This window comes from Acinetobacter sp. AR2-3 (assembly GCF_001878775.1).
Taxonomy (GTDB): Bacteria; Pseudomonadota; Gammaproteobacteria; order Pseudomonadales; family Moraxellaceae; genus Acinetobacter; species Acinetobacter lwoffii_D.
This window is the reverse complement of record NZ_MJIQ01000029.1, coordinates 51877-74330: the sequence shown is the minus strand read 5'-3', so window position 1 is coordinate 74330 and position 22454 is coordinate 51877. Positions and strand designations below refer to the sequence as shown.

Sequence of the window (22454 nt, the reverse complement as noted above, 5' to 3'; positions counted from 1 at the left end):
ATGAATTTTATTTATGGGGTCATTTGTCATCAACTTACCCATTCACTGGTTTTTCTGGTGAATGAGCTGCTGAAAAGTCCCCATAGTATTATTCTCATTCATGTCGACCAGAAAGCTGATCTTGCCCCGTTTAGTGCTCAATTTGGGCAGCATGAACAGGTATATTTTTTAGCAGACCGGACAGATGTACGATGGGGCAGCTATAGCCAAATTGAAGTCATGTTAAAACTCCTGCAGGAAGCGCAAAAATATGATTACGGCTATTTTTTCTTCCTGTCTGGAGATGACATTCCTTTATGTTCCAATACAGCAAGAGAATTATTTCTAGAAAAAGAATGTCAAAAACAGACCGAGTTTGTGGGTCATGATGATTTAGCAGATGATGTGGAACAACGGGTGAATGTCCTGTATTTACCGATTATGTATCAAAAAGCTAAATCACCATTATTTCAGTTCCTGAACAGATGGGCATTATGGTATTGCCGGCACTTCCGTAAACAGGATATTTCTCATTTACCTAAACTATATAAAGGTTCAAACTGGATTACCCTTACCGATCAGGCGGTGACATTTATTCTGGATTATCTGGAAGCAAATCCGGATTATGCAAAAACCTTTAAATCTTCACTCTGTGCAGATGAAATCTTTTTCCATACCATTATTTATAATTCCCATTTTCAGCAACGCATCTATCATGCCCAGCATAGGATAGAGGATTGTGAAACAGGGCTAAGATATATTGACTGGGATTCCGGGCCGGATTATCCCAGAACTTTAGATGAATCTGATTTTGATAAAATGAAGCAATCAGGCATGCTGTTTGCGCGGAAAATGAATGCAAATATTGCAGTCGAGATACTCGAAAAACATTTTCCATAAGAATTTCAGGCCGGAACAGTACCCTAAAAACTGGAGTCTTTTCTCTGGTTTAAAGGGCACTGGTTTCAGGTTTTTTTGAGTATTTAAGCTTCGCCCTGGATCAGTTTTGTCAGCTCATCGACATAGTCCTGCATTGGTCGTGGATTCTGGTCACGACGGCTTTCAATATTCAAACGCAGTAAAGGTTCAGTATTGGAGGCACGGACATTAAAACGCCATGCACCAAAATCCAAACTGACTCCATCCGTCTGGTCGATAGCAGGGTTTTGATCGGTATAATGATCAAAGAGCTTTTGAATCGTAATTTGAGTATCTGAAACTTTAAAGTTGATTTCACCTGAGCATGGAAATTTGGCAATCATTTCTTCGACTAGAGAGGATAATGATTTTCCTGTTTCAGAAAGTACTGCTATTGCCAGTAACCACGGAATCATCCCGCTATCACAATAGGCAAAGTCACGGAAATAGTGATGGGCACTCATTTCCCCGCCATAAGCTGCATTATGTTCACGCATCACATCTTTGATAAAGGCATGGCCTGATTTTGATTGGACGGTAATTCCCTGATACTGCTCCACCACATCCAGCGTATTCCAGACCAGACGCGGGTCATGGACAATTTTTTCACCAGACTGCTTCAGCAGGAATGCCTGCGCCAGAAGGCCAACAATATAATAACCTTCAATGAACTGACCTTTTTCATCGAACAGGAAGCAGCGGTCAAAGTCGCCATCCCAGGCAATCCCCATATCGGCACCATGCTGAATGACCGCATCACGGGTGCTATCCCGGTTTTCAACCAGAATTGGATTCGGAATGCCATTCGGGAAGTTACCATCGGCTTCATTGTGAATTTTGACAAATTCAACTGGAATCTGTAGCTGTTGAAACTTCTGTTCAATCGCATCCACTACATGACCTGCGGCACCATTGCCAGCATTCATCACCAGTTTCATCGGGCGGATTTTTGCCGGATCGATATAGGTCATCAGGTGATCGATAAATTCTGGCAGGATATTATATTGTTCAGTATGACCTTTTTGGACAACCTCAACGAATTCCCCTGATTCTGCCAAGGTCTGAATCTCTTTAAGACCGGTATCGGCACTGATCGGGCGGGCATTTTCACGTACCAGTTTCATGCCATTATAATCCATCGGATTATGACTGGCCGTCACTTCAATTCCACCTTGGACATCTAGGTGGAAAGCCGCGAAATAAACTTCTTCAGTCCCGGTCATGCCAAGGTCCAGTACGTTGACCCCAGCATCATTTAAACCGCGAATGGTCGCTTGTTTTAGGTCTTCACTGCTAAGGCGGATGTCGCAGCCAATCACCACGGTTTTCGGTTGGTAGATCTGTCCGTAAGCACGACCAATTTTATAGGCAATCTCTTCATTCAGCTCGGTGCCGAGTTTGCCGCGAATATCATAGGCTTTGAAACAGGTCAGTTGTGTCATGTGATTTCTCAAAATTCGCAAAAAAGAGTTGAAGTTATAAGGGATTGAAACAGTATAGAGATAAATGGGTAAAATGAAAAAAAACCTCTATAAAAAATTACAGAGGTTATATCATTGATTATACAGTTGAATAGAAGTGTGATTCAGAGTGTCATTTAAAAATTGTGCAATGTAATTCCCACTGAGGCTAAACCATAACGTTTGTCTAAACGTGAAGCGGTAACACCATTATAGAGGAAGGGAATATCACCAACAAAATTGCGCTGGAACACCTGACCTTCGACAAACCCGGTACGGTTCTGTAATCCTTACACTTTCTCATTCTTTTCTAATTTCTGAAGTAATCCCTTTATTATTTTATCGAATCGTTCAACCCATAGTTCGAACTCATGACTTGATTCATTAAGTTCATTTAGATTTTTAGGATGATGTAAGGTTTTTGCCAAACCATAGTCTGCAAAATATTTTAAGGTCGGCCATCTGAGTGAACGCTGCATAATTTTTTTCATCATTGTTTCAATTGATGTCTCATCAAATTCTTTCATATCCTTTAAGCAGAGAACTAGGGTTGAAAGTTTTTTCACATTATCTGTGACATCAATTTCAAAGATTATGAAATTGTGATCGAATAGCTTATCCAACCTATAAATCATTAGAGAGCGCTTATTTCCATCCAAAGTCATGTGGAGTTTAGATCGCTGCAATCTAGGAAGTTTATAGATTTTTGAGGTTGTCGCCTTAATATTATTTTGCTCAATAAACCTTTCTATCATGAATCTGAAGGCTTCAAAACGATCCATAAGCAAATCTAAATTATTACTCTCATCTTCTAAACCCTCAAATTCACCACGACCAATTGTTCCAACCCTAGTCGCTTCATCGGTCCCTACAGCATCATAGTCTTGAATTTCCTCTTCCTGCGAAGGCAAGGATGTGTTCTTGGCTCTTTTTTTATTATAAATTTTACGGGTGAGAACTGGATCGGAAAAGCTGAGCAATACAGGAGAGCTAGGCAAAGTAAGGATTTTGCGATCACTATTAGCTTCTTGACTATCATCAATTTCTGGAGATTCGGGCTCTTGTAGGTTTGAGTAAGTGCCAGATTTTCCTGTAGACGACGTGCTTTTATTTTGAGTAAATCGCGGACTAGAAAAATCAATCTTCTTTGGTAAGTTCGATTCTAACCCTTTAATCTCTACAATTTCATTGATATAAATTTGATCCAATTTTTTAGAATAATAGGCTTTAACGGTTATTTCTACATTTGCTAAAGACGGGGGATCAAAATTGAAATACCACCATTCTTTATTTTTGCCTTGTATTTTTTCATTAAAACAATAAGCAGCAATACTTTCATAGCTTCTTCTGATTTCAGGATTGGTTAAAATCCAAGCGAGTAAATTTCGCATGCCAGGATGATTATATTGAGATAAGGGGAAACTACTCGGGGATAGTTCTGTAATCAGCACATGGTTTTCTGAAACTCTTTGAACATCAAATTCCAGACTTAAAAAATTTTGTGAAAGTGCATTTCTCGCAAAATAAGCATTATGAAAAAATAACGCTCTAGCAAGTTCCAATTGTGGCAAATGTACAATTGTATTTTTAAATTTTTGATCCAGGTCAGTTAATTTCTGTGTGAGTTGAAATTGTTTTGTCGCAATATTATTGCTGACCTGCCATTCAGTGAGATCGCTAATTTTAAATTTTAGTGTTAAATAATTTTCATCTTTCAATTGAACTGAGGAGTTTAAGCATCTCCGTTGTGCCACCAAGTGCATGCTTGAGAATCGAGTATGTTTAAAAATTCTTTGTTTTTCATGCTCTAATCCGAGATTAATATTCCAATCTCTCTCTTGTTTATTCTTAAAAATTGCCCCAATATATGAAATTCTAGCGTTTAACGGAAAACCCCTAATAACCAAAATTAATTCTCCCAATGAATAAGTTTAATAACGTTCGTTAAAAAATTATTTGCTTCAGTTGTTATTCTTTCTTCACTTAAACCCGATTTTCGTAAAATGATCCAGCGTTGAAGTTGTTCATTTGCTGAATATGATTGCAGTAATACTCGGGTTAGTCGCCTAATCTGAAAGCAGCTAATGTCCTCATTATATTGATCTAAAAACTGTTTAGTTAATGGCAAATTATCTAAATTTTTTTCAATAGTAGCTGGATTCCTAAGTTGCTTGATCCACCAGTTTCTCGATTTTCTAGGTAAATCCAAGTTTTCTATAAATTGTTGTTTAATCTTGATTAATAGTTTAACGGTTTCAAGATCACGTGTACCCCAATCAATTTTATTTCCTGTAGGTATGTGAGGTTGCTGATAATGACTGTTTGTTTCAAGTAGCCATTCTTGATCATTGCGATAGAGCCATGCATATAGAGCACTATTTTGTTTTCTTGATGCATTGATGCTGTCTTGATTGATTGCCTCAAGCCATTTTTTTCGTTTTTCTAATATAATTGTATTTTGAGATTCTGTTATATCCGAGGATTGTAATTTTATAGATTGTGGTTTAATGACTGGTTGTAAAGAATTAACAGTTACTAAGATCTCATTAAATGACCACTCTCTACCGGCATTCATAGCTTCAATTACAATTAAATGTTGAAGATAGCTAAAACATTTACGATGTTTTCGGAAAATACTACGTAGCCAACTATTTTCAGAACTGAAATTGTCCAAATGATATTGTTTTAAAAACTGTTTAGACCAGCGGGTCGAAATTTTTTCATAAATGGATTCATATAAAATATGAGAGTTTCCTCGGACACAATTATTTTGATGGGCAAGTTTCTTATAAAAAAGACTCCATTGCTCAAAACTTGCAGACTGTTTTGGACAAAGCTGTAAAAGCTCATCTACTTTTTTACAGATGAACAGATCATCTAATTTGGCTGCTGACTGAGTGACAATCGGGCAGTTTTTAACATCAGCTGCAATAAATTCATGTTTGTGTGGTGACCTAAACTCTATATTCGTTTGTATAAGTTCACCATGTTTTTGACAGCAGGTAACACCTTGGACTTGCCAAAGTCTGGACCAATAGTATTCTTTATATTGTTTAAGCTGTTCATTTATACATCCCGGGCAATATTGCAAATATGTGGGAGTTGCTATGTACGATGCATTAATTCCTAGGGCTAAGTGTACTGAACCATTTGATTTATTCAGCATCCATAGCATGCATTCTTGTCTTCGCTCTTCTGGAACAAATGGGGCATAAAGAGGAAAAAGAGTATGCTGATAAATTAGTTTTTCTGCATCAAATTGTGTTTCAGGTAACAGCTTTAAAATTTTTGATAAATTTGCGGGCAAATCTATTGTCGCTACAACTTCACGATCTTGGAAAATCTCATCTAAAAGTTGTTTTGGGCTATTAATTGCTAATCGTATTCCAGCTCTAGCAACTGAACTATAGATTAACTCATTAGCATAAGGAACCGGAAAATTTAGCATATTTATCCTGCCTCTTTTATTAAAGTTTCCATATTGATGACATAATCAGTCTGGTTTTTTAGATGTTCATAAAAGCTTTGTTTATTTTCTTTCTGACTGAACTGAAAACGTAAATCATCATTATCAAGAGAGTGCCATAATTTGGATTGAATTCTCTGTTTTCTTATCTTTTGTGTATCTTGTGGTTTATTTGCACTAGAAGGTGAAGAGAACTCCTCATTTTGCTCATGCAGCCAGCTTAGGATAATCGGCATTACTGATTTCATGTCAAATTTAGGATTCTCTCGGAATACTTTTTTAACTAGAGGTGCTAATAAATTTGATTCGTATCCCAGCTCAATCAGTAGGCGATGTAAATGAATAGATTCTTGATGTCCATCATAGATATCAATATCTTCCATGAACTCTTTTTTTTGCTCTAGTTTTGCTTGTAAGAGGAGTAGCTTTTTATCAACTTCGGGAATAATCAGATCGGAAAATTGTGAAATTTGTTCGGCATCACCTGAGCGTAGCGCTTTAATCATTGGGTGAATTGGGATTAAATCTTGTTCATATGTCTGTTTCAGTAATTTTACCGTGATACGCTCCAGCCCTGATTCAATTGCTCTCATTTGGGCTAATACAAATAATTTAACCACAATATCTGGAATGCCTTGGCTGAGATCATACCAGCAGTTCCTGATTTCTTCACTTATCATAAGATCTGCTTTTTTGAGCCACTGATACTTCCAAAGTGCTTCAGTAAATCCGACCCATTCTGATTTAATTATTTTTTTTGTCTGTGGGTGAATAAAGTTTTCTTCATTTTTAATCTGTTCCCACAGAATTGAGCCTAATCCCACCCCTCGTCTAGCAGATCTCAAATCATCTTCAAAAATAAATCGAGCTTTTGGTGTGCCAACCATCACGACTGGCAAGCCAACCACATTAACCAAAGTGACAAAGAAATTCAGCATTTTATCTGCACCTCCAGACTTGTTCACACTTAGATGCTGAATTTCATCAATAATAAGCAATCCAATTGCATGTAAATTGGCAATCTGGCGCATTAAGTTGAGTAATGTTTCAATACCATGTCTTTTTAATGCATATTTTCTTTCATAATCAGACCCTAGTGCTTGATCGATTGCTCTGAAAAAATGTAGGCACAAACTTTTTAAAGAGCCATCATGTGGGCAATCAATTTTTAAATAAACAATTTGCGTAAAATTATATTTTTCATGAAAAATGACCTGAGGATAAGTAGCGAGAATTCGATTTAATGTAGTAGTTTTGCCACTTCCTGAACAGCCAATAAAACACATACTTCGTGCAGTGGACTTAGCTGCTTCAAAGCGAATGGCATTTACATCACCAGTCATCATTCGCTCATAACCATTCTGTAGATGTGAATTAAGAGAGCCATTTGCAAGATTACGCCCTACGTAACCTTCACGAAGCATAATGGAGAGTTTTTGTTCCAATTGAATATGCCGTGCAATCGGTTGAAAAAAATTATTCATCAATTGAGCAATTAGGTGACCTCTAACTACACCTGATTCATGTTTTTCTGATGGGTTAATGGTAATTGTACTTTTTAGTGCATTTTTCACCTCTGAAAATTCACGTACAGGTGGTAATGCTTCTATAAGAGGATTTCCTTGATACTGCCCAAAACTTGGATGATAAACTGCATTAACTTTCATTTTTATTTACCTCGTTTTAATCATCATCTTCATCAAATAATGATTCGTAATAGGTTGGAAGAAGTAAGGTGGATTCTTCGTCTTCTGCTTTTTTAATTCCTGAGATTGGAATAATATTGTCTCTAACCTTCGCATTTTGTGAGCTTTGGATTTGGGTAGATTTCTTTAAATCCTCTCTTTCTTCAGTTCTTGCCTGATTACGGTTATTCCGTATCGATGAAAGACGTTGAGCATTACTTTTTTGAGTAGAAGATCTTGAAGAAATCGCTTTTTCAATGATATCTTCATTGCGTTGTTCTAAATCAGCACGTGCAAGATTTGCATTTATTTTGTAGCGAGATCGTGTTATTTTTTGCTCAAGTTGAACTTGCCATACCTCCCAAAAACTACAACCTCTAAATTCTCTAGAACGATTTGAAAGTTGTGCTTCCCAATAATCTGAATGATCTTCAGAATGAAATATATAAACTTTTTCAGCGTTAGCTGGATCGTAAGCAACTTTAAATTTAGGCCTTTGTCTTGAAGCACTTTTCCTGTGTAGCAAGCCGCGTTCAATGAGTTCTTTACAATTATAAAAGACTCCGAAAACCTTTAATCCTAGCTCAGAGAGGGTGCCATCTGTGCGGGGAAGTAGTGCAATATAAATCGCTTTTTCTGATGCTGAGCGTAACTTACCTGTTCGATTCTGTATGCCCCAATTCCATAAATGAATAGGAATGCAGGGTAAATCTGTTGGCATATCAATGTCGCGATCATAAGAAGAAAGTTCATGTGTGTTGTTGTAAATGAGAACAGAATTTAAAATGATCTGGGTAAATTCCTTAACAGTGAGTGTTGCATCTAGTCGGTAGTCTTTACCACCACGTTTCTTTTCTTTGATTGCTTGGACTACACCAGGTGCATAAGGTTTAAATTCAGCCTGGATAGTGCGGAAATAGCGCTCTACAATTGACTTTAAATCACCACGATAGGCAGGTGTGTTTTCTATTCGGATGGCAAAGTTTTTTTCGAGATTCTCAATTTGATGTCCAAGTAATTCGGCTCTATCTGCCAAGATTGCCTCAGGTAATCCAATACATGGCCAATCATTAAAAGTAATCTCATGATCAAATTTTTTACAATAATCGACCTTATCAGACATCGCCATACGAAGAACTAGCATACTCGTAACATAAGATGGATTTTCTAATCCCACGTACATGCCAGTAACCATACGGCTAAATTCATCCATCATAAAGTAAATGGTTGGACGTCCAATAATGCAGCCTCTATCTGAGTCAGAAACAAGATAGATGTCAGCTATCGTAGCATCTACTTGGTAACGAGATCCTGGTCCGAGAACATGTGTATTAACTGTTGAATATAAAACTCTTTTGTCTTTTAAATATTCAATTTTACTAGTTCGTGATTTTATTTTTAGAATAGGACTATATTCACGATCATAAAAGTATTTTAATTGCCAGATTGATGGGACTTCAGTTTCAATAATGTCGGGATATAGGCTTTGATATATACTAAGAAACTTACGATATGTGTAGGGTAGAGTATGCTTGTTTTCATTGAGCATGTACTGATTGATGACTCTCCTAAATAGTCTTTCAATATCTTCATCAATAAGAGCACCTGTCCCTTCAGAAATAATACGAGGGCGACCTAATTTTTTATTATTTACAGCCTTTTTAACACCTTTTCCTCCAGAATTGTAATACTGAGGGATTAAGGCATTGGGGGTTATTCCTCTTTGCCAATACTGGCGAAGTAAGCGATATATAGTCTGTTTAGTGGTAATCTTTTGATTTACAATTTCATTAATCAAAGATGCACGTATGTTTGAATCATAAAATTTTTCATGTTCAATTATAGGTTTTATAATAGCTAAATTCTTGTCACGTTTGATTTGATAGACAGAGTTTTCTTCTAATACCATCAAAGACATGTCTTCAAAAGGATCTGTAGTAATTTTTATGTTGCCCGATTCAATTGCCTCGATGAGTGTAGATCTTGTATACAATTCAGGTAAAGCTTTTTGATTTTCAAGTTCTATCCAAATTATATGATCTGTATATACTTTGAGGATGCGATACTTTTTCTCATCAAGCTCATAAACATCATTGATTCGAAGCATTGCAGATGACCTCCCATGAATCTTGTTCACTGAGTTTTATATTGCCACATGTGATTTTTCTATAACTAATGTTGATATCAAATACGAAGTACCTCTGAGCAATGAGCTCGCGGATTTCTAATAGTGATTCTCCTGGTTCTAATGAATATTGAACATCAATATATTTTGATAGTTCAATTAGACTCAGATGAGAATTTCTTATAAATTGCTGATAATAGAAGTTGATTTTATCTGGAGTGTGATTTTTACTTTCTGAGTAATTTGCAGGATATAACCATTTAATATTATCAACGACCGTCAGAGGGATATCTTTTTCTGTAACAAGATACCAAGGGATATTTTCTTTTTGCCAATAGCGTCTTTCTAACTCGAGACTTTCAAGAATATTTAAATTTTCTAATTCAGTATGAGAAATAGCTCTGATGACATAAACAGGGGGAGCATTAGTAGCTTCACTGACAATAAAAAACGTAGAAACTAGTGTTTGTGCAATACCATTTTTCATTGGATGATAAAGGGAAAAAGTACGCGCCAAATCCTCAGTTTCTTTTAAATTCAGTGGCATTTGTTCTCGAATATCTTTGATAAAAATATTTCTATCTAAAATCAAAAAAACAGCGAGTTCTAAATCTGAAAACAAGTGATGAGTTCGACCGGTTTTATAGCCATATACTCGACTTGAGCGGTTGTTTAGGGATTTATTATCCTTAACTGTCAAGAAGGGTTTGTATTTACTTAGAAAGCCTTGACCACGTCCTTCTTTTATCCATTTTAGTTGTTGCTCTTTGGTTAACATATTTTTTTAACCTGCTTTAGTATATTTTTGAGCATATCATTAGGTTGTTTATTATTCAATATGGTATGTATCTTTATTACTTTTTTCCAGAGATTTGTATTTTGTTTTATATTTTTTATTTCAAATTATTGATGTTTATAATTTAATTATATTTATTCTGGTTAATTTTAAAATGTTTCATCTTATTGTGAAAAATTTAAAAAAATAAAGTTTCATTCTTTACTTTTGAAAGTATGATTTTAAATTCCAGTGAAAACTCTAGAATAAAATGAGCTACTATTGAATTGTTTGGTAGCCAAAATATTAATTTTCCTAGGGTTTTTTATCAATCAGCTTGAGAAAAACTGACTTTTCCTCATTAGTCTTCATAAATTGCAAATTGCTGAATAAGTCCGTCACCTATTCTTGTTCGTAATCTACTACTAGTCACTCCTGTTGCTAGTAGGCCATTTAATTAAAATTAGGTATTTCACTCACTGGATATATTAATGTTAATGGATTTGATGTTAATGAAATAAAGCCAAAACGCTGATAAAATTCCATCGCTTTTTGATCCTTGGCATGTATTACAATAAAATTTACACCAATAATTTGAGCAACTTTTGAAACTTGTTTAAGCGCATGTGCTAAAAGCACTTTTCCTATTCCTCGCCCTTGGGCAGTTTGATCAACGGCAAAGCGACCTATAACTACACAAGGGAGTGGATAACGAGGTAATCGTTGAGTGAGAACCGCATCAACCCCATCAAATCCAATAGAGGTACTTGATAGGCAATAAAATCCTCGCACCTGCTGTGTATCATCATCAATAGCAACATAGGTTTTACTTGTTCCTGATTTCTGATGCTGAGATGCGTATTGTTTGATGAACTTGTTTAAATCATCTTGCCCACAATTAAATGATTTTTTCTGATGATGGGCTTGTAAAACCTCAATTTTCATCCAATAAACTCATTAATTTTTTCATCTCATCATTTGCAGGGCGTGGATTTTCAAGCAAATTCATTAACATATCACGATCAGCATTATTTACTTTTAACTCGTGATTAGATTTAAGTAATTCTTTTGCTCGTTCAAATGAGGACTGGATCATAAAGGAACTCACACTAAGACCCAATAAATTCGCAGCTTGCTCAATTACATTCTTTGCATCTACAGTTGAACGAACATTTATTCGTTCTGTTGCTAAGTTAGTCATATTTTTCCACCAATTTGTACATCAGTATGATGTACAAATTATAGCAGATTAAGGTGGTGGTTTAAGATTCAAATTTGCATATTTTGTTTTGAAATATTTGAATAGAAAATCAGTGGTTTAATATGAACCAAAATGAGGGGGGTGAATAAGAATAGGTAGTAGGTTTGCATAAGAATACGCAAGGTATTCACACGCTATGACAAACCGGCTCAAAACTTCGCTGTCATCAATCTACCTTGCCTAAATCATGATCTGGCTTAATTGATGGCATGCCTTTTTGCTTTGGTTGACTGTTCTTTGAGCAAGTAGCGTATGATGTGTTCCCATTTGATACAAACTTAATTATAAAAATACAAACATTAAATTCAAATTTTTTATTATCTTATTTTATTATTATATGAGAGTAATAAATTTTCATCCTTTGTTGTGCATAAGTATTTGTTTTTATTGGTTCCAAAATTATATTGTATTTATTAAAGTATCATACTATAGGCAGGGCTAGTCTAAATTTAATTCTATCAAAATAAAAAAAGTTTCATACCAAAATTACAAAATACTGAAAATAATGAATATATTTTCTTTATTTTGAAAATTCGTATGAAACTTTATTACTAAGTATGATTATTTATTACCTAGTATTTAACTTTATTACTCAAAAACAACACCAGCCTTGATTCAATTTTAATTATTCTACGGTGACCGATTTTGCCAGGTTACGTGGCTGATCTACATCCGTACCACGTAGAACTGCAACATGATAGGACAGCAGCTGTACAGGAATACTGTAGACAATCGGTGCCAGCACTGCATTGACTGCTGGAATATGTACCACATGCTGGCGTTCTTTGGCTTTAATACCGCTGTTTTCATCAGCAAATACAAACAGTTCACCGCCACGAGCCTGAACTTCTTCCATATTGGATTTCAGTTTGTCCAGCATGTCATCCTGTGGCGCCAGAATCACCACTGGCATGTCATTGTCGACCAGTGCCAATGGCCCATGTTTCAGTTCACCTGCAGCATAACCTTCCGCATGAATATATGAAATTTCTTTTAGCTTGAGTGCACCTTCCAGAGCGATCGGGAAGTGGGTGCCGCGGCCCAAGAACAGGCAGTGCTGCTTTTCAACAAACAGTTCAGAAAGGCGTAGAAGCTCATCATCATGACGCAAGGTATCCAGCATGACTTTAGGCATATGCCAAAGTCCTGTGGTAATTTCCGTCATTTTTTCTGTAGAAATAGTATTTTTTACAGAACCGATTTTCAGTACCAACAGCATCAAGGCTGCAAGCTGGGTGGTAAAGGCTTTGGTGGAAGCCACGCCAATTTCAGGACCAGCTAAAGTCAGCAGGCTGTAATCTGTTTCACGTACCATCGAAGAGGTTGCCACGTTACAGATGGTCATCGTGGTGATGTCGAGGCCTTTGGCAGCCGCACGTTTCTGTGTATCACGTAATGCAGCCAAAGTGTCGGCAGTTTCACCGGATTGGGAAATACACACATACAGCGTGTTATTCACAATGACTGGCGTGCGATAACGGAATTCGCTGGCAATCTCGACCTGACAAGGCAGATTAATCAGCTGTTCAAACCAGTATTTGGCGATCATGCCGGCATGATAGCTGGTGCCACAGGCAATAATCTGGATTTGCTGGATTGTGGAGAAGTCTTGTTCTGCACTGGCAAGGAAGTCTTTGCGCAGGTCATTGCCATTTAAGGCTTGGGAAATGGTCTGTTTGATCGCTTCAGGCTGCTCATAAATTTCTTTGAGCATGTAGTGCTTGTATTCACCTTTAGAGGCATTGCTGACCGCAGCATCCAGTTCTTTGACCGGACGATCGACCAGTTGACCATCGACAAAGACTTCAATGGTGGTACGGGTCAAACGGGCAATATCACCTTCTTCCAGGTAGATAAAACGGTTGGTAATCGGTAGCAGAGCCAGCTGATCAGAACTAATAAAGTTCTCGCCAATACCGACACCAATGACGAGCGGAGAACCTTCACGTACGGTAATCAGCTCATCCGGGTGGTCAGTATGTACGATACCCAGTGCATAGGCACCTTTCAGTTGTGGAACCACCTGGCGTACAGCTTCTAACAGGCTCGGGGTAGATTTCAGCGCATCATTGATCAGATGGGCAACCACTTCAGTATCAGTCTGTGAGGTAAACACATAGCCTAAAGCTTCAAGATCATCTTTCAGTTCCTGATAGTTTTCGATAATCCCGTTATGGACCACTGCTACATTTTCAGAAATATGCGGATGGGCATTTTCTTCAGTCGGTTTGCCATGGGTGGCCCAGCGTGTATGCGCAATGCCGAGTGAACCGCTAATCTGGGATTCATTCACAGCCTGTTCAAGGTTTGCAACCTTACCGACACGGCGTTCACGTAGGACTTGGCTGTTGTTAATGAGTGCCAAACCTGCTGAATCATAACCACGGTATTCCAGGCGTTTTAAGCCTTCAATCAAAATATTGGTAATGCTACGTTCTGCAATGCCACCAACGATACCACACATATTTGTTCCCCTTATTTCTTGATTTTTTGCGGACGTGGATAGTTTTCTTTGGCAAATTGCTTAGAGCGCTCTACTGCCAAACTGTTGTCTTCCACATCACGGGTAATCGTTGAGCCTGCACCCACTGTGGCACCGTTGCCAATTCTAACAGGTGCAACCAATGAACTGTTCGAGCCAATGAAGGCCTGATCACCAATAATCGTTTTAAATTTGTTCGCACCATCATAGTTACAGGTAATGGTTCCTGCACCGATATTAGAACCGGCACCGATTTCAGCATCACCCAGATAGGTAAAATGGTTGGCTTTAGAGCCTAGACCAATCGTGGTATTTTTGACTTCAACAAAGTTGCCGATATGTACTTCATTGGCCAGTTGTGCACCTGGACGCAGTCGTGCAAAAGGTCCAATTTGGGTATCTTCCCCAACGACGGCGCTATCAAAAATGCTATATGGCTGAACCTTGGTGCCAGCTGCAATCTTGGTATTCTTGATAATACAGCCGGCGCCAATTTCAACGTTGTCGCCCAGCTCGCAATCACCTTCCATAATCACATTGATATCAATACGGACATCCTGACCGACAGTTAAATTGCCACGCAGGTCAAAGCGGCTTGGATCAATCAGATGTACGCCTTGCTGCATCAGCTGTTTTGCTTGATAAGCCTGGAACTGACGCTCTAAAGCAGCCAACTGCACACGGTCATTTACCCCTTCAACTTCAAAAGCCTGCTCAGGTTCTACCGATGCAACTTGCATACCATCTGCCAAAGCCATCGCGACAATATCAGTCAGGTAATATTCACCCTGCGCATTGTCATTGCTTAAATTTGGCAGCCATTCATGTAATTTAGCATTGCTGACGGCATAAATACCGGTATTGATTTCCTTGATCTGACGCTGCTCTTCAGAGGCATCTTTATGTTCAACAATCGCTTGAATCTGATCATTTTCACGCACGATACGTCCATAGCCATTGGCATCAGGCAGAGTTAATGTCACTAGGCCGATACTAGTTGTTGCTGTCGCATCGAGTAATTTTTGCAAGGTCACAGGATTAATGCAGGGTACATCGCCGGAAAGAATCAGCGATACGCCGTCGTGAGGCAGGACAGGCAAGGTCATCTGCACCGCATGGCCGGTACCCAGCTGTTCAGCCTGTTCGACCCATTTAATATCCTGTTGTGCAAATGCTGTTTGAACCCGGTCACCACCATGACCATAAATGGTAATAATATTATCTGCGTTTAATTTTTTTGCCGTTTCAATGACATGACCCAGTAAAGGACGTCCTGCAAGGGGTTGTAATACTTTCGGTAAGCTTGAACGCATACGCGTGCCTTTACCTGCAGCAAGAATAATAACAGTCGTTGACATGTTCTAATCCTAAATATGGCTTATGCCACGATGAAGTAAAAATAAAGCAAAATACAAAGAGCCGCCCAAAGGCCGGCAATAATGTCATCCAGCATGATGCCGAAGCCACCAGCCACTTGACGATCAATCACCCTGATCGGCCAAGGTTTCCAGATATCAAATAACCTGAACAGGGCAAAACCGACGAGCAACCATAACCAGTTCATCTGGCCTAAGTAGATCAGGGGCAAAAATGTGATGGATTGTCCGGCAAATTCATCCCAGACAATGCGTCCATCATCATGAACCCCCATGACTCTAGCAGTATGCCCGCAGATATATATGCCAACCAGGGACATGATGGCAATGGCAAAAACACTGTTTAGAAAACCAAGATGCAGCCAAATGGGAATAAATAAAAGTGCAAAGGCCGACCCAAAGGTACCGGGTGCTTTAGGTGCCAGACCGGAACCAAAACCAACCCCACTAAAGACAATCAGTCGGTCGATCCATGACATGGCTTTAAAATTAATCGCAGGTTTATGCAAAATGTTGATACCCATTAAATTGAAGTGAATGATCTACGCCATCTTTTTCAAAAGTTAAGCCGTGTTGCTGCTGAATTGTGCCGATTATACTAATCGAAACATCAAGTTGTTTTTGCAATAATTTTTCGTAATTTTGCGGGCTTATTGTAAAGCATAATTCGTAATCATCGCCACCAGCGAGGGCATATTGCCATTTTTGTTCATCACTTAAGGCATGCAGGGCAGGACTGATCGGCAGGTTTTCGAGTTGCAGCTTTGCACCGACTTGAGAGGCTTTGAGAATATGTCCAAGATCTTGGGCCAAACCATCCGAGACGTCAATCATGCTATTGGTCAGTCTTTTTAGGGCAGCACCGAGCTGACAACGTGGCGTTGGATAGTCCAGACGTTTCTGGAGAGGATGACCAAGATGATTTAAAGCAAAAGCAGCATCACCGACAGTTCCACTGACACAGATCAGATCACCCGGTTTTGCACCTGAGCGTGGAATGGCTTGACCAATATCCACCCAGCCCAATGCTGTGACAGATAGGGTTAAATGAGGACTTTGAGTGGTATCACCACCGATTAAGCTCACACCAAATTGATCGCAACAATCATATAAACCCTGACTAAAAGCTTTTAGCCAGTCATGATCAATTTGGGGTAGGCTCAATGCGAGTAAAATACTGTGCGGGGTTGCGCCCATCGCGGCAATATCAGATAAATTGACAGCCACAGCTTTCCAGCCAATCGCATGAGGATCGGTATTCATTGGAAAATGGCGTCCAGCAACCAGGGTGTCGGCACAGATGACCAGTTGTTGCTGAGGAGGAGGGGTGAGCAAGGCTGAATCGTCACCGACGCCCAGATCGACAGAATTGGCATTCTTGCGATTGAAATAGGTGTCGATAATCGAAAATTCAGCCATACAACGAATCTACGCTATTAGTTAGACTGCTGTTTTTCTGCTGCACGCAAAGTTGTCGCTAAACGATCCAATACACCATTGATGTATTTATGGCTATCGGCACCGCCAAAATGTTTAGCCAACTCGATCGCTTCATCTAGAACGACGCGATATGGAATCTCAAGATGTTCTTTAAGTTCATATGCACCAAGACGAAGGGTCGCAAGTTCAACACCGTCAAGTGCAGAAAGTTCGCGATCGAGTACCGGGATTAAGAGCGCATCCAATGCTTCATGATTGGCAACCACTTGAGTCAACAATTCATGATAATAGCTCAGATCCACTTTGTGCATGGCATTTTCCACACGCGTACGTGCTTCAATCTCATGCACCGGATTGTGGCTCATTTGCCATTCATAAATTCCTTGTACAGCAAAGCGACGTGCTTTACGTTTTGCTGCATAAGTTGCTTGAAGTGTTTGCGACATAGCGTTAAATAGCCTTTAACAAGTTAACCATTTCAATCGCAGTCAGGGCAGCTTCGCTACCTTTATTGCCTGCTTTTGTTCCAGAGCGTTCAATCGCTTGTTCAATACTGTCCGTAGTGAGTACACCGTTAATGACAGGTAAGCCAGTGTCCAGGCCAACCACGCCTAAACCTTTGGCACATTCGCCTGCAACGAAATCGAAGTGAGGCGTGCTACCACGAATCACGGCGCCAAGCGCGATGATGGCATCGAAACGATCTGAAGCTGCCAGTTTTTTCGCAACTACAGGAAGTTCCCAGGCACCAGGTGCATGAACAACAGTGATATTATCCTCTGATACACCATGACGTTTCAATGTATCAATGGCACCTTCTAACAGATGTTCAACCACAAAGCTGTTAAAACGACCAACTAAAATCGCATAACGGTCTTCGTTCGCGAGATGTAACATACCTTCAATACGGCGAACTGCCATAACAACCTCGATAATTTCTTAAGATGTTTGTTGTGCGGTGATGTATTCCACCACTTCTAAGTTAAAGCCTGACAGGGCATTGAAACGCAATGGAGAGCTGAGCAGCTTCATTTTTTCAACGCCTAGATCACGCAAAATTTGTGCACCCACACCAATGGTCTGATACTGCTGAGACAGTGCAGAATTTGATTTTACATTTTTTGGTGCTTTAAGGGTATCTAATGCTGGACCCAAATCCTGTAAATGGCGTTGACCAATCCAGACCAGTACACCACGATCACTGTTGGAAATTTCTTTCAGGGCGCGATCCAGGTTCCAGGCCGGCTCGCCATCCTGTTTTTTCAGTTTGAGCAAGTCGCGGGTCGGGTTAAAACCATGTACACGCACCGTGGTCACGCCCTCTTTAGGCTCACCTTTGACCAAGGCCAGATGGATATCCGGATTGCCCAGTTCACGATAGCGGTACAGGTCAAAGCTGCCGTATTCAGTCTCAATACTTTGCTGATCGATACGCTCAACCGTCTGTTCATTGGTCATGCGGTAATGAATCAGATCGGCGATCGTCCCGATTTTCAGGCCATGCTTTTCAGCAAACACTTCCAGATCCGGACGGCGCGCCATCGTGCCATCTTCATTGATGATTTCACAAATCACAGAAGCCGGTTCCAGTCCTGCCAAACGGGAAAGATCACAACCTGCCTCAGTATGTCCGGCACGGTGCAATACACCACCTGGTTGCGCCATCAGCGGGAAGATATGTCCTGGCTGTACAATATCTGCCGGTTTGGCATGAGCAGCCACAGCAGTTTGAATTGTGTGCGCACGTTCAGCCGGAGAAATGCCGGTAGAAATGCCTTCAGCCGCTTCAATCGACAGGGTGAAATTGGTCCCGTGCTGGGCGCCGTTGGCATCCACCATCAACGGCAGATTCAACTGCTGGCAACGCTCTTTACTTAGAGTCAGGCAGACCAGACCACGTGCATGGGTGATCATGAAGTTGATGTCTTCAGGACGTACGTGTGTGGCAGCAATCACCAAATCGCCTTCATTTTCACGGTCTTCATCATCCATCAGGATGACCATTTTTCCTGCACGGATATCTGCTACAAGCTCTTCAACAGTATTGAGCGGCATCAACCTTCACCTTCTTTTTTGATCTTGATCAGACCGAATCATGACATTATTGGGTACATAGTCTAACGCTTTTTGCGCAATTTTGCCTATGCTTATTGCTTTCCCTCTAGTAGTTCATTGTTATACACAGTCTTGATAAACATGAAAAGCCGACTTTAAATGAAAGCCTGAGCTTTATGCAGGTTTTTTGAGCAATTAAAAAGCATAAAAAATGAGAAACTTAGGTGAAATCAACATAAGCCCAGACATTAAGGCGTTTTCAGAAAGTATTTTAATTTATTGTCAGTCATTCAATGGAATTCTGGACGAACAATGCTGGAAAATTTTACCTAGTATTAAAATTTTAAAAAATATCAGGTTAAAAGCGAACCGAAGTCCGCTTTTAATCATCAGGTTGTTTAGAAAAAACCTGCCGGTTTGGTTGAATAGCTCACCAGCAAGTTTTTGGTTTGCTGATAATGATCTAGCATCATTCTGTGATTCTCACGACCAATGCCTGATTTTTTATAGCCACCGAAAGCCGCATGCGCAGGGTAGATATGATAACAGTTGGTCCAGACCCGACCGGCCTGAATGGCACGACCGGCACGATAGGAGGTATGTGCTGAGCGTGACCAGACACCGGCACCTAAACCATAAATCGTATCATTGGCAATCTTGATCGCGTCATCAAAGTCTTTAAAGGTGGTCACAGCCAGTACAGGCCCGAAGATTTCTTCCTGGAAGGTCTTCATGTCATTGGTGCCTTTAAAGATGGTCGGTTCAATATAGAAACCTTGACCCACTTCCTGACGTGCTTCACCACCGGTGAGAATCTGTGCGCCCTCTTCACGGCCAGTGGCAATACAACCCAGAATCTTGTCTTGCTGTTCCTGTGAGGCTTGCGCGCCAATCATGGTGTCGGTATCTAGGGGATGCCCGGTTTTAATGCGTTGTACGCGTTCTACCGCACGCGCCAAAAACTCATCGGCAATACTTTCCTGTACCAAGGCACGGGAAGGACAGGTACAGATTTCACCCTGGTTCAGGGCAAACATGGCAAAGCCTTCCAGTGCCTTGTCCAGATAATCGTCTTCCTGATCCATGATGTCAGCAAAGAACAGATTCGGTGATTTACCGCCAAGTTCCAGAGTCACCGGAATAATATTTTCAGTCGCATATTGCATGATCATCTGACCCACTGCGGTTGAACCGGTAAAAGCAATCTTGGCAATACGAGGATTGGTCGCCAGTGGACGGCCGACTTCGACCCCGTAGCCATTGACGATGTTCAACACGCCCGGTAGCAAAATGTCCTGAATCAGTTCAGCGAGCACCAGAATACTGACTGGAGTCTGTTCTGCAGGTTTCAGCACAATACAGTTACCTGCAGCCAAGGCTGGCGCGAGTTTCCAGGCGGCCATCAGAATCGGGAAGTTCCAGGGAATGATTTGTCCGACTACACCAAGCGGTTCATGAAAATGGTAGGCGATCGTATCTTCGTCGATTTCGGAAATGCCGCCTTCCTGGGCACGGATACAGCCGGCAAAATAACGGAAATGGTCAATGGCCAATGGAATATCGGCAGCCAGCGTTTCACGGATCGGTTTGCCATTGTCCCAGGTTTCTGCCACAGCCAGCAGTTCCAGATTTTGTTCTAAGCGATCTGCAATTTTCAACAGAATATTGGAACGGGTGGTCGGCGATGACCGGTTCCATTGTTCTTTGGCTTTGTGCGCTGCATCTAAGGCCAATTCAATGTCTTCTACAGAAGAGCGCGGCACTTTGGTAAAGACTTTGCCATCTACCGGAGAGAGATTGTCAAAGTATTCACCTTTGACCGGAGCGACCCATTCGCCGCCAATAAAATTATCGTATTGTGCTTTAAATTGAATTTTTGAACCGTCAGTATTGGGGTCTGCATAACGCATAATCTATTCCTTTATATGATTGTTAGTGGTGCAGGCTGCGCGCATGTTGCCGATCAAAAAATATAGGCGCTTCTGCATTCAGCTCTACTATAAAGAGGGAAAAAGACGGACGGTTGTTTGTTTACAGGCTTGCTACAAAAGACAATATTTGGAGACAAGCAGTAGAAGAATAAAAGTTATAAATTTTAAATTTTTAAATTTAAAAACAAGGGTTTATAGCACTTATAAACCATCGAAAGATTGGCATATTTTCAATGTGCTTAATTACATTCCAACCTAATAAGGATTCAAAAGAAGCCAAGCAGGAGAAATGAGGGTAAGTTTCATTTCTCCTTCCACGTTTATCTAAAGCCCTTTGTCATGCAGCCATTGAAACAGTTGCTGATAAACCTTCTCACGTACAGATTGCTCTGAAAGTACCAGATCATGTAAACCGTTCTGGATACTTTGAACCGTGACATCGCCTTTAATTTTTTTGGCATATTTTTGAATGTCTTTAATGCCTAAAATCACATCACTGCTTTGTGCGGCTTTGCCCCATTTTTTAGGATATAAAGTCTGATGCGAATGCATGATCAGTACCGGAACATCGAGCTGAACACCGCGATGAATTTCTTTCTGTGCCTCATGAATGGCACGAATAAAACTGATCCGAACCATCGGGTAGCGGGTCTTTTTCCAGTCCAGACTGAAGTCCCATTCGCCTTTTAAATCCTTATGAAGGCTGGTGGCATACCACTTGTTCAGCTCGCTTGGAAATTTAAGATTGGGAAAAATTTTAGCCAGTCTGCTCAATTGCGGGATGCCGAGCGCGCGCTTGATCGGATTCATGTTGAAGTCATAAAACGGACTGTTGACCCAAAGCGCTTTGATTAAAGGATGCTGCGGATGATGTGCCGCATACAAGGTTGTGGTCAGGCCGCCGGTAGAATGACCACAGAGCAGGGCAGCATCGTGACCCTCGGCTGCTATAATGTCGAGTGCCTGGGTAATTTCTGCATCATATTCAGCAAGGTCATACACGTTATAATATTTTTGATGCGGCAGAATCGAACGGCCGTATTTTCTCAAATCCAGCGCATAAAAATCAAAACCATGCTGATTAAAGCGCTCTGCCATTTCGGTCTGAAAAAAATAATCGATAAAGCCGTGAATATATAAAACTGCTTTTTTTGTGGGTTGAGCTGCTTTTTTACGGATCAGGGTTGCTACGACTTTTCCCTCATAATCATCGGGAAATTTTAAGGTCGCTTGCTCATAGCCTATCCCCAAAATATCGGGCTGATAAAGCGGTTGCAGTTCACTCATTTTTATACTCGTTCATCTTATTAAATTTATGCTTTATCCTTGATGAGCTGAGGTTTTTTGTCAAATAGATCTTACTGCCGATTTAAATTAAAAAATACGAATACGGGTTAATTTTAGAAACCGTCCAAAACCTAGGCTGAAAATGAGTGTTATCAGATTATAAAATCCTGCTACAAGTATTATAAATTTGCTAAATGACCTAACAGCTTAAAAT

18 protein-coding genes are annotated in these 22454 nt (G+C 40.1%); 1 reads left to right on the top strand and 17 read right to left on the bottom strand.

Features of this window, described 5'->3' with window-relative positions:
• Positions 1 to 879, top strand: a complete 879-nt coding sequence (locus BFN00_RS04015; protein WP_071850534.1) for a beta-1,6-N-acetylglucosaminyltransferase — start codon at positions 1 to 3, stop codon at positions 877 to 879.
• 83 nt (positions 880 to 962) lie between these two features.
• Here the strand turns inward: BFN00_RS04015 and BFN00_RS04010 are convergent, their stop codons facing one another.
• The 17 genes from BFN00_RS04010 to BFN00_RS03930 form a co-directional block, all read right to left on the bottom strand.
• Positions 963 to 2339 carry a phosphohexomutase domain-containing protein gene (locus BFN00_RS04010; protein WP_071850533.1) on the bottom strand — a complete coding sequence of 459 codons (1377 nt, stop codon included), beginning with the start codon at positions 2337 to 2339 and terminating at the stop codon, positions 963 to 965.
• Positions 2340 to 2647: 308 nt separating this feature from the next.
• Complete coding sequence (locus tag BFN00_RS04005; protein ID WP_071850547.1) at positions 2648 to 4264, bottom strand: Tn7-like element transposition protein TnsE; 1617 nt, start codon at positions 4262 to 4264, stop codon at positions 2648 to 2650.
• Between the two features lie 2 nt (positions 4265 to 4266).
• Complete coding sequence (locus BFN00_RS04000) at positions 4267 to 5805, bottom strand: TnsD family Tn7-like transposition protein (RefSeq protein ID WP_071850532.1); 1539 nt, start codon at positions 5803 to 5805, stop codon at positions 4267 to 4269.
• A 2-nt stretch (positions 5806 to 5807) separates the two neighbouring features.
• Positions 5808 to 7490 carry an AAA family ATPase gene (locus tag BFN00_RS03995; protein WP_071850531.1) on the bottom strand — a complete coding sequence of 561 codons (1683 nt, stop codon included), beginning with the start codon at positions 7488 to 7490 and terminating at the stop codon, positions 5808 to 5810.
• Between the two features lie 16 nt (positions 7491 to 7506).
• Positions 7507 to 9615 (bottom strand): TnsB C-terminal domain-containing protein, encoded by a 2109-nt coding sequence (locus BFN00_RS03990; protein ID WP_071850530.1) that lies wholly within the window; start codon positions 9613 to 9615, stop codon positions 7507 to 7509.
• Complete coding sequence (locus BFN00_RS03985; RefSeq protein WP_010325588.1) at positions 9599 to 10411, bottom strand: heteromeric transposase endonuclease subunit TnsA; 813 nt, start codon at positions 10409 to 10411, stop codon at positions 9599 to 9601. The genes BFN00_RS03990 and BFN00_RS03985 overlap by 17 nt, the downstream gene beginning before the upstream one ends.
• A 450-nt stretch (positions 10412 to 10861) precedes the next feature.
• On the bottom strand, positions 10862 to 11353 hold the full coding sequence (locus BFN00_RS03980; protein ID WP_071850529.1) for a GNAT family N-acetyltransferase: 492 nt from the start codon (positions 11351 to 11353) through the stop codon (positions 10862 to 10864).
• Positions 11343 to 11609: a type II toxin-antitoxin system TacA family antitoxin gene (locus BFN00_RS03975; protein WP_010325590.1), complete on the bottom strand. Its 267-nt coding sequence runs from the start codon at positions 11607 to 11609 to the stop codon at positions 11343 to 11345. The genes BFN00_RS03980 and BFN00_RS03975 overlap by 11 nt, the downstream gene beginning before the upstream one ends.
• Before the next feature lie 685 nt (positions 11610 to 12294).
• The gene (gene glmS / locus BFN00_RS03970; protein WP_071850528.1) at positions 12295 to 14133 is read right to left on the bottom strand and encodes a glutamine--fructose-6-phosphate transaminase (isomerizing); all 1839 of its coding nucleotides are present in this window, start codon (positions 14131 to 14133) and stop codon (positions 12295 to 12297) included.
• 11 nt (positions 14134 to 14144) lie between these two features.
• On the bottom strand, positions 14145 to 15509 hold the full coding sequence (glmU, locus tag BFN00_RS03965; RefSeq protein WP_005249564.1) for a bifunctional UDP-N-acetylglucosamine diphosphorylase/glucosamine-1-phosphate N-acetyltransferase GlmU: 1365 nt from the start codon (positions 15507 to 15509) through the stop codon (positions 14145 to 14147).
• Between the two features lie 20 nt (positions 15510 to 15529).
• A complete protein-coding gene (locus BFN00_RS03960) occupies positions 15530 to 16051 on the bottom strand; it encodes a phosphatidylglycerophosphatase A family protein (protein ID WP_005105065.1) in 522 nt (173 codons plus the stop codon).
• A complete protein-coding gene (gene thiL / locus BFN00_RS03955) occupies positions 16029 to 16946 on the bottom strand; it encodes a thiamine-phosphate kinase (RefSeq protein WP_071850527.1) in 918 nt (305 codons plus the stop codon). The genes BFN00_RS03960 and thiL overlap by 23 nt, the downstream gene beginning before the upstream one ends.
• A gap of 17 nt (positions 16947 to 16963) precedes the next feature.
• On the bottom strand, positions 16964 to 17413 hold the full coding sequence (gene nusB / locus BFN00_RS03950; protein WP_004280924.1) for a transcription antitermination factor NusB: 450 nt from the start codon (positions 17411 to 17413) through the stop codon (positions 16964 to 16966).
• A 4-nt stretch (positions 17414 to 17417) separates the two neighbouring features.
• Complete coding sequence (gene ribH / locus BFN00_RS03945; protein WP_004280926.1) at positions 17418 to 17888, bottom strand: 6,7-dimethyl-8-ribityllumazine synthase; 471 nt, start codon at positions 17886 to 17888, stop codon at positions 17418 to 17420.
• Between the two features lie 18 nt (positions 17889 to 17906).
• Positions 17907 to 19022, bottom strand: coding sequence for a bifunctional 3,4-dihydroxy-2-butanone-4-phosphate synthase/GTP cyclohydrolase II (gene ribBA / locus BFN00_RS03940; RefSeq protein WP_004280927.1), 1116 nt, complete (start codon positions 19020 to 19022; stop codon positions 17907 to 17909).
• 398 nt (positions 19023 to 19420) lie between these two features.
• Positions 19421 to 20932 carry an acetaldehyde dehydrogenase ExaC gene (gene exaC / locus BFN00_RS03935; RefSeq protein WP_071850526.1) on the bottom strand — a complete coding sequence of 504 codons (1512 nt, stop codon included), beginning with the start codon at positions 20930 to 20932 and terminating at the stop codon, positions 19421 to 19423.
• Between the two features lie 345 nt (positions 20933 to 21277).
• Positions 21278 to 22240, bottom strand: a complete 963-nt coding sequence (locus BFN00_RS03930) for an alpha/beta hydrolase (protein ID WP_071850525.1) — start codon at positions 22238 to 22240, stop codon at positions 21278 to 21280.
• Positions 22241 to 22454: the final 214 nt, after the last annotated feature.